The organism is Streptomyces sp. ASQP_92, assembly GCF_025399895.1.
Classification (GTDB): domain Bacteria; phylum Actinomycetota; class Actinomycetes; order Streptomycetales; family Streptomycetaceae; genus Streptomyces.
Genome location: NZ_JAODUA010000017.1, coordinates 140,042 through 153,753, shown reverse-complemented (window position 1 = coordinate 153,753; position 13,712 = coordinate 140,042). Strand labels below are relative to the sequence as shown.

General features: G+C 71.3%; 9 protein-coding genes and 3 pseudogenes. 8 read left to right on the top strand and 4 right to left on the bottom strand.

Features of this window, described 5'->3' with window-relative positions; genetic code table 11:
* Window positions 1-83: 83 nt before the first annotated feature.
* Window positions 84-830, top strand: a pseudogene (locus tag N4G70_RS29365) (hypothetical protein); the annotation flags it as partial.
* A 72-nt stretch (window positions 831-902) separates the two neighbouring features.
* Window positions 903-1,499: pseudogene (locus N4G70_RS29360) on the top strand (aminoglycoside phosphotransferase family protein); the annotation flags it as partial.
* A 148-nt stretch (window positions 1,500-1,647) separates the two neighbouring features.
* Here N4G70_RS29360 and N4G70_RS29355 read toward each other — a convergent pair.
* Entirely contained in the window at window positions 1,648-2,736 is a 1,089-nt protein-coding gene (locus N4G70_RS29355; protein ID WP_261715776.1) for a magnesium and cobalt transport protein CorA, read from the bottom strand.
* Window positions 2,737-3,103: 367 nt separating this feature from the next.
* Between N4G70_RS29355 and N4G70_RS29350 the strand changes: the two genes are divergently transcribed.
* Window positions 3,104-4,246 (top strand): winged helix DNA-binding domain-containing protein, encoded by a 1,143-nt coding sequence (locus tag N4G70_RS29350; protein ID WP_261715775.1) that lies wholly within the window; start codon window positions 3,104-3,106, stop codon window positions 4,244-4,246.
* A gap of 24 nt (window positions 4,247-4,270) precedes the next feature.
* On the opposite strand, the gene N4G70_RS29345 is transcribed toward N4G70_RS29350, so the two are convergent.
* On the bottom strand, window positions 4,271-4,633 hold the full coding sequence (locus N4G70_RS29345) for an SAV_915 family protein (protein WP_261715774.1): 363 nt from the start codon (window positions 4,631-4,633) through the stop codon (window positions 4,271-4,273).
* Between the two features lie 378 nt (window positions 4,634-5,011).
* On the bottom strand, window positions 5,012-5,671 hold the full coding sequence (locus N4G70_RS29340) for a LysE family translocator (protein ID WP_261715773.1): 660 nt from the start codon (window positions 5,669-5,671) through the stop codon (window positions 5,012-5,014).
* A gap of 386 nt (window positions 5,672-6,057) precedes the next feature.
* Here N4G70_RS29340 and N4G70_RS29335 point away from each other — a divergent pair.
* The 5 genes and pseudogenes from N4G70_RS29335 to N4G70_RS29315 all read left to right on the top strand — a co-directional run.
* Window positions 6,058-6,906: pseudogene (locus N4G70_RS29335) on the top strand (LysR substrate-binding domain-containing protein); the annotation flags it as partial.
* 314 nt (window positions 6,907-7,220) lie between these two features.
* Window positions 7,221-7,403, top strand: a complete 183-nt coding sequence (dmpI, locus tag N4G70_RS29330) for a 4-oxalocrotonate tautomerase DmpI (RefSeq protein WP_261715772.1) — start codon at window positions 7,221-7,223, stop codon at window positions 7,401-7,403.
* A 650-nt stretch (window positions 7,404-8,053) separates the two neighbouring features.
* Window positions 8,054-9,595, top strand: coding sequence for an AMP-binding protein (locus N4G70_RS29325; RefSeq protein WP_261715771.1), 1,542 nt, complete (start codon window positions 8,054-8,056; stop codon window positions 9,593-9,595).
* Between the two features lie 124 nt (window positions 9,596-9,719).
* The gene (locus tag N4G70_RS29320; protein ID WP_261715770.1) at window positions 9,720-10,952 is read left to right on the top strand and encodes an MFS transporter; all 1,233 of its coding nucleotides are present in this window, start codon (window positions 9,720-9,722) and stop codon (window positions 10,950-10,952) included.
* Between the two features lie 98 nt (window positions 10,953-11,050).
* Window positions 11,051-12,655 carry an AMP-binding protein gene (locus N4G70_RS29315; protein WP_261715792.1) on the top strand — a complete coding sequence of 535 codons (1,605 nt, stop codon included), beginning with the start codon at window positions 11,051-11,053 and terminating at the stop codon, window positions 12,653-12,655.
* Between the two features lie 93 nt (window positions 12,656-12,748).
* Here N4G70_RS29315 and N4G70_RS29310 read toward each other — a convergent pair whose 3' ends face one another.
* Window positions 12,749-13,468, bottom strand: a complete 720-nt coding sequence (locus N4G70_RS29310) for a hypothetical protein (protein ID WP_261715769.1) — start codon at window positions 13,466-13,468, stop codon at window positions 12,749-12,751.
* Between the last annotated feature and the right edge of the window lie 244 nt (window positions 13,469-13,712).

Below are 13,712 nucleotides of genomic sequence, written 5' to 3'. Positions count from 1 at the left end.
GCGGCTCCCCGAAGTTCCGTACACCCGCTTGGGGTTCGGGCATTCCTGTGCCCGAACCCTGGCCCATCAGAGACGGAGACACGGTGACCACCATCGACACCACGGCCATCACGGTCGAGCTGCCCGAAGCCTTCGACGAGCGCTGGAGCCGCCTGCCCGGCATCCAGGTCGAGGGCCGGCGCATCACCATCGACCCGGCTGAGTACTTCTTCCGCTTCGAGTCGAACACCTGGCTCATCGCCGCCTGGGAGCTGGTCAAGTCCCAGCTCCTGGACGTGGACGAGACCACCCAGAGCGCGGTCGAGCAGCTCGCGCTCGACTTCATCAAGCAGCACAGCCAGTCCACTTCGGACGCGGCCCGGGCACTGGCCACCGCGTACGAGGTGTACGCCTACCTCTTCCGCGACGAGCATCTCACCGGGCTCGGCCTGCCCCAGATCACCGCCGAGCATCTGCGGATGCTGCGCGAGGCCGCCACGCTCATGGCGCTGAACAAGGTCGAGCTGGACGGGCACATTTCCAACGTCGGCCCGTGCTGGTTCTTCCCGGCCGCCACCTCCGTCGTCTTCGACCTGGACGACAAGACGGGCGGCATGCTCGACGAGGTTTACCACGGCGGCTGGTTCAACGAGCACCGCCGACTCGAATCGATCAAGGCCCACGCCGCGTTCGGCGGACGCCTCGTGCACGGCTGCCAGTCCGTGCCGGACCAGTCCGGCGGCGTGGTCGCGCCCTACGGTGCGTCGATGGCCAACGTCCGTGACGACCTAGCCCAGTTCAAGGCTGGATGGATCGAGCAGGTCTACGCCCAGCACGTGATCGACGCCGCGTACCCCCCCCCGGGCATCCGGGGCCGGCTCCCTCGCCCGCCCCGGATGCCTCCACCAGGATCGGAGCCCTTGATGGACGCGAACCTCAGCGCCGAACTCCTCGCTTCCCTGTGCACCCTCGCCGGCCGCCCCGCCCCTGTCGCGCGCGAGGAGGTGCGGGTGTGGTCCATGTCCGGGGTCGAGCGACTGACCTTCCCCGACGGCAGCACGGGCATCCTCAAGTACGCCAAGAAACCCTTCGACAGCGAGGACCAGCCCCTCCGCCTCGCCGCCACCTACGGGGTGCCGGTGCCCAAGCTCCATGCCTCCGCCATCGTCGACGGCTGGCTGGGCATGCTGCTCGAAGACCTCGGCACTCCCATCCGCGACGCCGACGACCTCGACGGCGCGGCAGCCGCTGTCGTCCTCCACCACACCCGCACCGCCCCCGCCCTCCCGGTCCTCGACGAAAGGGGACTCCAGGCCCTGCCCGGCCGAGCCCTCGACCACCTCGACCTGCTCCGCAAGGCCGAGCGCTGGCAGGACACCGACGACATCGAGCACGCCCTGGCGCAGATCGCCCAGGCTGCCGCCGCTCGCGCGGGCGGAGCTACGCGCTCCCCGTTCGGCTGGGTGAGTGCTGTCCATGCTGTCAGTTACGGTCTGCGACGCCAGAGGCGGGTGGGGTGGGTGCGCAAGGGACGCCGAACGACAGGCTGCGAGGCAGTCACCCGCTCCCCGATGCTGCGCATTCTCCCCAGATTCTCCCCAGTGGGCTGGACCAGCCACTCGACGGTGTTCGCGCATGTAAATATGATCAAGAACTCCTTGATCGGCGCTACAGCCAATCCCGCCGCTTGAAGATGAAGTACAGGCTTACACACACCCCCGCCATCAGCAGGATCGCGAACGGATACCCGGCTGCCCACTTCAGCTCCGGCATGTTCTCGAAGTTCATGCCGTAGATGGTTCCCACCAGTGTGGGTGCAAACAGGATGGCAGCCCACGAGGAGATCTTCTTGATTTCCTCGTTCTGTTCGAACCCCGCCTCCGCCAACGCCCGCATTTCCGCGTTCTGTTGTTGGGTCACCAGGGTCGCGTTGACCGTGAGGATTTCGGTCAGGGCCTGGCGGAAGCCGTCCACTCGTTCGCTGGTGTGGGTCACGTGGTCCGCGACGTCGCGGAGGTAGCGCTGGAGTTCCTCGTCCGTGCCGTACTTTGCGAAGCCCGCCATGAGGGCGTGCAGCATGCCGACCAGGGGGCGGGTGGCGCGCTGGAACTCGACCATTTCCCGGGAGAGTTCGTAGATGCGGCGCGAGACCTCGGGGTCGCCCCGGAAGACCTCCGTCTCGATCTCGTCGATGTCGTTCTGCACGCCCGCCACGACCGGGGCGTACCCGTCCACCACCGCGTCCAGGATGGCGTACAGGACCGCTTCGGGGCCCAGGGCGAGGAGGTCCGGGTCCTCCTCCATGCGACGGCGGACCGCCGACAGGTCGGGGGCCGCGGCGTGGCGGACGGTGATCACGAAGTCCCGGCCCACGAAGACGTGCAGTTCGCCGAAGTCCACCTCCTCCGGGGCGTCCAGGTAGCGGGCCGCGCGCAGGACGACGAAAAGGGTGTCGCCATAGCGCTCCAGCTTCGGGCGCTGATGGGCTTCCAGCGCGTCCTCCACGGCCAGCTCGTGCAGGTCGAACTCGGCTGCCAGGGAGAGGAGTTCGGCCTCCGACGGGCGTTGCAGGCCGATCCACGCCATGCCGTCGGGAGCCTCGCGCAGACGGCGGAACGTCTCCGCGAGGGAGCCGGGGGAGGCGGTGCGGCGCCCGCCGCGGTACAGGGCCGACTGCACAACGCTGCCACCCCTGCCACCCCTGCCACCCCCTCCGTCTCCGGGTGCCGTGCCTTCGGTTCCATGCCTTGTCGACATGTCGCTCCCCGTCGTCGACCTGTCGCCGATTCCGTCTTTCCGGTCCCGTCGTTCGGGCACGCTCTCACCTCCGTTCCGCGTCCGGCTCGGTGGCCGGCCCGCCTCGGTCCGTACGGTCGGCGGCCCCGTTGTCACCGGCGCCCCACATGATTGCTATGCCCTCGTAGCAGGATATATGGCTCAAATCGCCTCGCACGGAGGATTCGGGGTCTCGGAGGGTCCGGGGCTTCGGAGGAGCGGAGGAGCGAGGAGTCGGCGCGGGGAGGGGTGGACAGGGGGGCCGGGCTCCCCTCGGGCTGCCGAGTCCGCCGGAGATCGGCCCCCGATGCGGACAGGATCTGACCGCATCGATGCGTACCGTTCCCCCATGGCCCATCGCACCGGCACCGGTACCAGCGCCGCGCCCCCGCTCTCGCGTCGCGCTCTCAATCGCGCCACCCTCGACCGTCAGCTCCTGCTGAAGCGCAGTGACGCGCTCTCGCCCAAGGATGCCGTCGCCCACCTCCTCGGGCTCCAGGCGCAGAACGTGAAACCGCCGTACTTCGCACTCTGGTCGCGGCTGGCCGGGTTCCGGCCGGAAGCGCTCTCAGAGTTGATGGAGGCGCGCGAGGTGGTGCGGATGGTCACCCTCCGCTCCACCATCCACACCCACACGGCGGACGACGCGCTCACCCTGCGACCGTTGGTACAGGCCGCGCGGGACCGGGAGTTGAACGCCTTCCGCAAGGGGCTGGTCGGGGTCGACACGGAGCGGCTCGGCGCGATCGTACGCGCGCTGGTGGAGGAGCGGCCGTACTCCATGAAGGAGTTGCGGGAGGCGCTCCTCAAGGAGTGGCCGGACGCGGACCCCTTCGCGCTCTCCGTCGCCGCTCGCTGTGTGCTCCCGCTCGTCCAGGTCACCCCGCGCGGGCTGTGGGGACGCGGCGGGCAGGTCGCGCTCACCACCGTCGAGCACTGGCTCGGACGCTCGGCCGGCCCCGTTCCCGCGCCCGACGCGACCGTGCTGCGCTACCTCGGCGCCTTCGGGCCCGCCTCGGTCAAGGACATGCAGACCTGGTCCGGGCTCACTCGGCTCGGCCCCGTCTTCGCGCGGCTGCGGCCCGAACTCGCGGTCTTCCGGGACGAGAACGGGGTCGAACTCTTCGATCTGCCGGACGCCTCCCGCCCGGACGAGGACACCCCGGCGCCGCCGCGCTTCCTGCCCGAGTTCGACAATCTGCTGCTCTCGCATGCCGACCGGGCCCGCGTCGTTCCTCCCGAGCACAAGGGGCGCGCCTGGTCCGGCAACCAGGCCCACCGCACCCTCCTCGTCGACGGTTTCCTCGCCGGGATCTGGCGGGTCGAGGAGCGCAAGGACGGCTCTGCCCTGCTCACCGTGCAGCTCTTCGAGGCGCTCGGCGCGGCCCGGCGGGGTGAAGTCGCCGAGGAGGCGGGGCGGTTGCTCGCCGATATGACCCGGGCCGCCTCGTACGACGTACGGTTCGGGGAGATCGTCGGCAACCAGGGCTGAGGCGAGGGGAGTGGCAGCTCGGCGCTAGCTGCTCAGCGCGTGGTCCCGGCGGGCGCACAGGGGCGGGGTCTGAGGCTGGGGCTGGCCGTGTCGTCGGCGGGGGGCGGGCGGGGCGAGCACGGGGTCGATGGTCACGCGGGCCACGCCGAGCGGCGCCGAGAGCGCTCTCAGGGCGGGTTCGGCCAGCCGGATCCACCTCTGGTCGCGGCCCAGTACGGCCGCCAGGGCCTCGGCACTGGTGAATCCGACGGCGGTGCGGGCGCCGAACTCGTCGCGCAGGAAGCGCAGTTGGTGTCCTCCGGCGGAGCCGAGCCGTACCGGCACGTACAGCGGCCCTGCCGGGCGGCGTTCGTCGGGGTCGGCGTCCTCGATCGTGAGGCTGTCCATGGTGTCCTCCGCTGCGGAAGTGTGGATGCCGTACGCGTCATGCGCCCGTACGCCTGAAGTTATGTCCCCGCCACCTTTCAGTCTCCCGCCCTGACGCGCCATTGACCCCGGTGCCGCCGATTTTGGCGCGCTCCTGTCGCAGGTCGGCGTGGACGGGCGGGGCGCCGCGTGGCGGTGGGCCGTCGCGGCGATTTCATTCCACCGGGTGGCGGTGCAGTCGACCTACCAGTCGTGTGGTCACCGCGGTGAGGGAGCCGAGGGGTGCGAAGGAGCCAGGGGCTGCGAGGGAGTCGAGGGAGTCGGGGGCGCCGAGGATTTCGGGGAGTTGAAGGGGGCCGCCGGAAGAGGGTGGACGGACGGGTGGACGGGCCGGACGCGTCAGTCGGCCCGACCCGTCGCCGCGACCGTCACGCCCAGCCCGATCATCGCGAAGCCCCCCGCGCCGCCGATCAGCGAGAGGCGTTTCTCGGAGCGGGCGAACCAGCCGCGTGCGGCCGCCGCGCCCAGGCCCCACAGGGTGTCGGTGATCAGCCCGATGGTGATGGGGATCAGTCCGAGCAGCAGCATCTGCGAGGGCAGATGGCCGGCCGTGTGGTCCACGAACTGCGGCAGCACGGCCGCGAAGAACACGATGCCCTTGGGGTTGGTCACACCCACCAGAACTCCGTCGGCGATGGTTCGCAGATCGCCGTGGGCCGGCCGGACGATGGCCGCCGCGTCGCCGATGGCCGCCATCCCGAGCCGCATGTCACCCCGGTGCCGGTACGCCTGCACCCCGAGCAGCACGAGATACGCGGCGCCCGCCAGCTTCACCGCCATGAACACCGACGCCGAACGCTCCACCAGGGCGCCGATGCCGAGCGCCACCGCGCACACCAGCACATACGAGCCGAGAACGTTGCCGAGCACGGTGGCCAGGGCGGTACGGCGACCGTGCGCGAGGGCCCGGCCGATCACGAACAGCACGCTCGGGCCCGGGATCACGATCACCAGAAGGGACATCGCGGCGAAGGCGAGGAAGCGATCGGTCGACACCATGTCCGTCATTCAACCTCACCTGGGTGGTGTGCGCCCAGAACATGAACTGAGCCCGGACCGGCCCCTATGTCGGCGTAGCCCATGGAGACCGGGCCCATGGAGACCGACCCCATACAGATGGGCTATACGCGTAGGGGGCGCCCATAGACGGGGAGCACATGGAGCCCCCACACATTGGCCGACCCCATATGGCGTGACCCTTCGTAGGGCGACCACGCGCGCCCCGGTACCTCAGGCAGCAGGCAGCAGGCAGCAGATAGGAGACAGGAGACAGCAGCCCGCAGCCCGCAGCCCGAGATCGCGTTGGCCGGCTCGCCCGCGTTGCGCCCTCACTCTGGCGTCCCCGGCCCCCGGGCCTCCCGTCCCCTCCTGGATACAGTCGCCGTATGGAACTGCGGCAGCTCAGCTACTTCGTCACCGTCGCCGAGGAACTGCACTTCGGGCGGGCCGCCGAGCGGCTGCACATCGTCCAGTCGGCCGTAAGTCAGCAAGTTCGGCGCCTGGAAAGGGAGTTGGGGGCCGAACTCTTCGACCGGTCGCCCCGGCACGTGCGGCTCACCGCGGCGGGGGAGCGGCTGTTGCCCGAGGCGCGCGAGGTGCTCGCCGCGGCCGAGCGGGCCCGGGCCGCCGTCCGTGGGCGCACCACTCTGCGGCTCGGCACCAGTGCCGGGCTCGGCGAACACCTCGACCGGGTGCTCGGCGCCTTCGCCGAGATCGCGCCCGGCGTCGCCGCCGAACTGGTCTCGGCGCCCACCCGCGACCGCTTGGCCCAGGTCGTCGACGGGCGGCTCGACGCGGCCTTCGTCCGCTCGCCGGAGCCGGCGCCGGGCCTGCGCTTCCTGCCCCTGTGGGAGGACCCGCTGCTCGTCGCCGTCCCGGCGACCCATCCGCTCGCCGGCCAGGACGCGATCGCCCTGTCGGAACTGGCCGCGCTTCCCCTGGCGCTCACCGCCCGCCGCAACAACCCGGCGCTCGTGGACCTGGTCGTGGGCGCCTGCCATACGGCGGGCTTCGAGCCGATACCGGGGCCGGTCGGAGGTTCGCTCCAGAACACCCTGGCCGCCATCGGGCTCGGCTCGCTGTGGACCGTCGTGTACGCGGCCCACGCGCGTCTGCTGCACAGTCCCCGGGTCGCATTCCGTCCGGTGCGCGCGCCGGGCCTCGCGCTGCCCACCGCGCTCGCCGTGCGCGCCGCCTCCATGCCGGCCACCCTTGAGCCACTCCTCAAGGCGTGCGAGGCCTCCATGGCGAGGGACGCGTCCATGGTGTGCGCGACGTCCATGGTGGGGGATGCGTCCACGGTGTGCGCGTCGTCCACGGCGGGGGATGCGTCGCCCGTCACCCACGGCGGCCCCACTAGCCCCCGCGCCACCAGCAATCCTGTGTCCTCCCACCACACTCCCGGGCCCTGACCAGCAGCGATCACGATCGCTGATCGCTGCGGTCGCGTTCTGGACCTTGGTCGGGCGGGACGGATCCGATGGACTGAGGTCACGCCGGTGAGCGACCCGGAAAGGCCGGGAAGCCGCCGCAGGCACAGGAGTTAGCCATGCCCATCGTCACCATCCAGCAGGGTCCCCGCGACGTCGAGCTCAAGCGCGAGCTGGTCAAGCGGGTCACGGACGCTTTCGTCGACGCGTACAAGATCCCGGCCGAGACCGTTCAGGTCTGGATCCACGAGGTCCCCAAGGACAGCTGGGGCGCGGCCGGCACCCTCATGGCCGACAAGTAGCCGTACGCGGGCGGCACCCTCACTCCCGCCGCGTCGGATGGCCGTCCGTACGGGGGTCGCCCGCCGGGGCTGCTCCCGGCGCGGCGCCGCTCCGTCCCCGGCCCCACCCCCGTCCCCGTACCGCCGTCGGCCGTACGCCGCGAGGGCGGTCAGCGGCAGGGAGACGAGGGCGGCCGCCCCGAACAGGGCCTGGAACGAGGCGTGTTGGACCGGGCCCGCGGCAAGGCCGGTGCCCAGTGAGCTGCCCAGGTACAGGGCCACGCCGAAGAAGGCGACCCCGGTGGCGCGGGCGGTCGGGACGAGCAGGGTCGCCCATGCCTGAACCGTCGAGTGCAGGAACGCCCAACCGCCTCCCAGCAGAAGCGCGGCCAGGGTGAGCGTCGTCAGGGATGTTGGCGGCCGTTCGACGAACCCGGCCACCACTTCCTGGCCCACCTTCCCGACGGCACGCGATCCGCGGCGGCCCTCGACCGGCTCGCCCCGACGGCCGCCGGTCCGCGGTGGCCCTGAACCTGCCAACACTTAGGGACGCGGCCTTCGACGACCGGTCCCCGCAGGTCGATTCGGCGTTTCGGCCGCTGGGAGCGTCGGAAAGTACCAGACTCGCCACCTGACAGTTGGTGCGGATCTTGCGATCAGGAGTGAGAGCGATGCGGATTCCGATGACGATCTCGGACTTCCTCGACCGGGCGGAGCTGGGCTTCTCGTCCGGCACCGGCGTCGTCGACGAGCCGGACCAGCCGGGCCCCCCGGTGCCCGATGTGACCTATGGACGGCTGGCCGAGCGGGTGCGCGCCTGGCAGGCGGGATTCGACGCGCTGGGTGTCGGCGAGGGTGAGCGGGTGGCGGTGGTGAGCCACAACTCGGCGCGCCTGCTGGAGCTCCTGTTCGCGGTGCCGATGAGCGGCCGGATCTGCGTGCCGGTCAACTTCCGCCTCAAGCCGGAGGAGATCGAGTACGTGGTGCGGCAGAGCGGGGCCTCGGTCCTGCTGGTCGACCCGGAGCTGGACGAGGTGCTGTCCGGCGTCGGGGCGCGCCACCGGTTCGTGCTGGGTGAGCAGACCGAGACGGCCCTGATGCGGTTCGGGGTCGAGCCGCGGGCCTGGTCGAACCCGGACGAGGACGCGACGGCCACCATCAACTACACCTCCGGAACCACCGCCCGCCCCAAGGGAGTTCAGCTCACCCACCGCAACATCTGGGTCAACGGGCTGACGTTCGGGCTGCACACCCGGGTCTGGGAGGGTGATGTCTATATGCACACCCTGCCGATGTTCCACTGCAACGGCTGGGGCATGCCGTATGTGATGGCCGGTCTTGGGGTCAAGCAGGTCGTGCTGCGCAAGGTGGACGGCGCCGAGATCCTGCGCCGGGTGGCCGAGCACGGGGTGACGCTGATGTGCGGGGCGCCCGCGGTGTGGAACATGGTCCTGGACGCGGCGGCGTCGTGGCGGGGCGAGATCCCGGGCCGCGACCGGGTGCGGGTGGTCTGCGCGGGGGCGCCGCCGCCGAGCCGGATGATCCAGCGCATGGACGAGGAACTGGGCTGGGAGTTCACCCAGATCTACGGTCTGACCGAGACGTCCCCGCTGCTCACCATGAACCGGACCCGCGCCGCGGACGCCGCACTGCCCGCGCCGGAGCGGGCGCGCAGGCTGTCGCGGGCGGGCGTCCCCGCGCTCGGCGTCCGGCTGAAGGTGTCGGACTCCGGAGAGGTGCTGGCCCGCTCGAACGTGGTGCTCGACGGCTACTGGGAGAAGCCCGAGGAGACCGCGGCGGCCCTGGAGGACGGCTGGTTCCACACCGGCGACGGCGGCACGATCGACGAGAGCGACGGCACCCTGACGATCTCGGACCGCAAGAAGGACGTCATCATCACCGGCGGTGAGAACGTCTCCTCGATCGAGGTCGAGGACACCATCTTCAGTCACCCGGCGGTCGCCGAGGTCGCCGTCATCGGGGTGCCGCACGAGAAGTGGGGCGAGACGATCAAGGCGCTCGTCGTCCTGGTGGAGGGCGAGAGCGTGACGGAGGCCGACATCATCGCGTACTGCAAGGAGCACCTGGCCCGCTACAAGGCGCCGACCTCGGTCGAGTTCCGCGAGGCCATCCCGCGTACGGCCACCGGAAAGATCCAGAAGTTCAAGCTCCGCGAGCCGTACTGGTCAGGTCTCGGACGCGAGGTCAATTGAAGCCCCCTCCCCGCCAGTTCGCCCTTGATGGGCGGGAGTTGGGGCCGCCACCGGGGGTGGGTGAGGGACGTCACACCCGCCCCCTTTGACCTTCACACCGATGTGAGGGTTCGAGCATGCGGTCATGTCGATCAGTGAGAAGCAGACCCCGGCCGGCCCCCACCCCGCCACCTCCGTCCCCGAGCGCCAGGACCGTAAGCGGCTGCCGTGGCTCGCGTTGCTCGCGCTGGCCACGGCGGTGTTCATCACCAGCCTGACCGAGACGCTGCCCGCGGGGCTGCTGCCGGCGATGGGTTCGGCGCTGAACGTCGGCGAGTCCGCGGCCGGGCAGACCGTCACGATCTACGCCGTCGGCACGGCCCTCACCGCGATCCCGCTCACCGCCGCGACGGCGGCCTGGCGGCGCAAGCGCCTGCTCCTGATGGCGATGGCCGGGTTCGGCGTGGCCAACACGGTGACCGCGCTCTCGGGGAACTACGCCCTCACGATGGCGGCCCGGTTCCTCGCCGGGGTGGCCGCGGGCCTGGCCTGGGCGCTCCTCGCCGGATACGCGCGCAGGCTCGCCCCGGCGCACCTCCAGGGCAGGGCCATCGCGATCGCCATGGCCGGCATTCCCGTCGCCCTGTCGCTCGGCGTCCCGGCCGGCACCTTCCTCGGCAACGCCGTCACCTGGCAGGCGGCGTTCCTTGCGATGACCGGGCTCACCGTGGTCCTGCTCGGCTGGATCGGCGCGATCGTGCCGGACCACCCCGGCCGGGACCGGGGCGAGCGGGCGCCGGCGCTCGCGGTGCTGCGCGTGCCCGGCGTCCTGCCCGTCCTGTTCGTGACGCTGGTCTTCGTGCTGGCCCACACCATCCTCTACACGTTCATCGCGACCCTCCTCGACGCGCTCGGCCTGGGCGGCTCCACCGACCTGGTGCTCCTCGTGTTCGGCGCTGCCTCGCTGGTGAGCATCTGGCTGGTCGGCGCCGGGATCAGCCGGCGGCCGCGCGCGCTGGTCGTCGCGAGCGTGCTGCTGGTCGCCGCGGGGGCCGCCGTCCTCGCGCTGCTCTCCGACAGCACCGCCCTGGCCTATGGGGCGGTCGCCCTGTGGGGGCTCGGCTGGGGCGGCGTTCCGACGCTGCTCCAGACCGCCGCCGGGGAGGCGGCCGGCGAGCACGCGGACGCCGCGCAGGCCCTGCTCGTGACGCTGTGGAACCTGGCGATGGCCGGGGGCGGCCTCATCGGCGGGCTGCTCCTGAACCTGTTCGGTCCGGACTCCTTCCCCTGGAGCGTCCTCGCGCTGCTCGCACCGGTCCTGGTGGTGGTCCTCGCCGCCCGCACCCACGGCTTCCCCGCCCGGCGCACCGGAGCCTGAGACACCCCGAGTCGATCTCCCCGGCGCCCGAGGGTAGGCAGGTCAGGGGCGGTCGGGGCATGCTGGGCGGCACGGTCCAGGAAATGAGGCGCACGGCGATGGTGACCTACTCCTACGCCCACGGGGTGAGCGACACCGCCCTGCTCGGCGACACGATCGGCGCCAACCTGGACCGCGCGGTCCAGGCGTACGGAGACCGGGAGGCGCTGGTCGACGTCGGGTCGGACCGGCGCTGGACGTACGCCCAATTCGGCGCCGATGTCGAGCGGTTGGCGTGTGCGCTGCTCGCGATCGGGGTCGCCAAGGGGGACCGGGTGGGCATCTGGGCCGTGAACTGCCCCGAGTGGGTCCTCGTCCAGTACGCGACCGCGCGGATCGGCGCGGTGATGGTCAACATCAACCCGGCTTACCGCGTCCACGAGTTGGAGTACGTGCTGCGACAGGCCGAGGTCTCGGTGCTGTTCGCCTCGCTCGCCCACAAGACGAGCGACTACCGGACGATGGTGGAGCAAGTGCGGGGAAACTGCCCGCGGTTGAGCCGGGTCGTGTTCATCGGCGACCCCGGCTGGAGCGAACTCTTGGCCGAGGGCGCCGACGTGCCGCGGTCCGCGCTCGCGGCGCGCGAGGCCGGGCTGTCCTGCGACGACGCGATCAACATCCAGTACACCTCGGGCACCACGGGCTTCCCCAAGGGCGCCACGCTCTCCCACCACAACGTCCTCAACAACGGTTACTTCGTAGGGGAGTTGCTCGCCTACAGCGAGGCGGACCGGATCTGTGTACCGGTGCCCTTCTACCACTGCTTCGGCATGGTGATGGGCAACCTGGCCGCCACCTCGCACGGCGCCTGCGTCGTGGTGCCGGCCGCGTCCTTCGACCCCGAGGCGACCCTGCGCGCCGTCGAGCGGGAGCGCTGCACCTCGCTGTACGGGGTGCCCACCATGTTCATCGCCGAGCTGAACCTGCCCGGCTTCGCCGCGTACGACCTCTCCTCGCTGCGAACCGGGATCATGGCGGGCTCGCCGTGCCCCGCGGAGGTGATGAAGCGGGTGGTCGCCGAGATGCACATGGCGGAGGTGTCCATCTGCTACGGAATGACCGAGACATCCCCGGTCTCCACCCAGACCCGCACCGACGACGACCTGGAGCGGCGCACCGGCACGGTGGGCCGGGTCATGCCGCACGTCGAGGTGAAGGTCGTCGACCCGACGGGTGTCACCGTCCCGCGCGGCGAGGCGGGCGAACTGTGCACCCGCGGCTACAGCGTGATGCTCGGCTACTGGAACGAGCCGGAACGCACCGCCGAGACGATCGACGCGGGCCGCTGGATGCACACCGGCGACCTGGCGGTGATGCGCGAGGACGGCTATGTGGAGATCGTCGGCCGCATCAAGGACATGATCATCCGGGGTGGTGAGAACGTGTATCCCCGCGAGATCGAGGAGTTCCTCCACCGCCATCCCAAGATCGCCGATGTGCAGGTGGTGGGCGTGCCCGACGAGCGGTACGGCGAGGAGGTCCTGGCCTGCGTCATCCCGCGCGACCCGGCGGATCCGCCCACCCTGGACGAGGTGAGCGCGTACTGCCGGGACCGGCTGGCCCACTACAAGGTTCCCCGCCATCTGCGGATCCTCGACGCGTTCCCCATGACGGTCAGCGGCAAGGTCCGCAAGGTGGAGCTGCGGGAGGGCTACGGGGCCTGAGGTTGCGGGGTGCGGGGCCGCGCGGCGCGGCCCTCCCGGAGGCGGTGCCGCACGCGAGCCGTCCCGCACGCGAGCCGTCCCGCGCCCCAAGGCTCAGGCGCCCGCCGAGACCAGTCGCCGGGCCACGTCGTTCACCGGTTGCGGTGTCCCCGTCAGATCCAGCACGAACAGGGGAAGGTGCAGCTCGTCGGCGCGCCGTCGGGCGTCGGGCGCGTACCCGGCGAGCGAGAAGTGGACGCCGCGCGCCGATGAGGTCATGGCGTGCAGCCACAGGCACTCCACGGCCTTGAGGGAGGCCGGCCGTGTCGTCGGATCCACCCGCGCCACCAGGCCCCGCCCGCGCACATCGATGCCGGAGGCGGGCGGGGGCTCGGCCTGGCGCACGTCGCCGAAGCCCAGCCAGGTCAGATAGAGCGCGGCCGTGGTCACCGCGTCGCGCGCGGTACGGATCGTGAGTGGCCGGAACGCGGTACGGGCCCGCGCCCCCGACGGGCGGGCGCCGGCCGGGGGCGCCTCCGGCAGTGAGGGTTCCGCGGGAGGCGGCGCCGTCACGGGCCGCACCGGGACCCGCAGCACCGCCCCGCAGGAGCAGCCGAGCTCGGGCTGCGGCCACTGGCTCTGGCGGCCGCAGGCCCGGCACCGCACCGTGACCCAGGCGTCCGTCCAGGTCCGGTGGGTGATCGGGGAAGGGGCGGCGCCGCGCTGGATGGGCGGTGCGAGCGGGGCGCCGCAGGCGCACGGGTAGGCCGGCGGCACATAGACGTGATCGCGCCGACAGGTCGGGCAGCGCACCGGTACGCCCTCGCCGCTCATCGCCCCCGCCTCCCTGATGACGTGCCCCGGCCCGGGCGTCACCGCACGGCTCGCGCTCCTCGCCGGCCGCGTCCCGGACGGCGGCACCCGCGCTTCGCGGTCCATGGTCCATCAACCGCGACCGCGGTGTGGCCGATTCGCGCATCCCGGTCCTCCCTTGACGCGCTGGCGAAGCCGTCCTACATTGCTTCCACATAGCAGAATGATACTTCCGCATTACGGAATTCGGTTCCATGGCGGCGCG

Coding starts and splice junctions, on each gene's coding strand:
- N4G70_RS29355 (WP_261715776.1), bottom strand. CDS start 2,736: ATGTCGACAAGGCATGGAACCGAAGGCACGGCACCCGGAGACGGAGGG.
- N4G70_RS29350 (WP_261715775.1), top strand. CDS start 3,104: ATGGCCCATCGCACCGGCACCGGTACCAGCGCCGCGCCCCCGCTCTCG.
- N4G70_RS29345 (WP_261715774.1), bottom strand. CDS start 4,633: ATGGACAGCCTCACGATCGAGGACGCCGACCCCGACGAACGCCGCCCG.
- N4G70_RS29340 (WP_261715773.1), bottom strand. CDS start 5,671: ATGGTGTCGACCGATCGCTTCCTCGCCTTCGCCGCGATGTCCCTTCTG.
- dmpI (WP_261715772.1), top strand. CDS start 7,221: ATGCCCATCGTCACCATCCAGCAGGGTCCCCGCGACGTCGAGCTCAAG.
- N4G70_RS29325 (WP_261715771.1), top strand. CDS start 8,054: ATGCGGATTCCGATGACGATCTCGGACTTCCTCGACCGGGCGGAGCTG.
- N4G70_RS29320 (WP_261715770.1), top strand. CDS start 9,720: ATGTCGATCAGTGAGAAGCAGACCCCGGCCGGCCCCCACCCCGCCACC.
- N4G70_RS29315 (WP_261715792.1), top strand. CDS start 11,051: ATGGTGACCTACTCCTACGCCCACGGGGTGAGCGACACCGCCCTGCTC.
- N4G70_RS29310 (WP_261715769.1), bottom strand. CDS start 13,468: ATGAGCGGCGAGGGCGTACCGGTGCGCTGCCCGACCTGTCGGCGCGAT.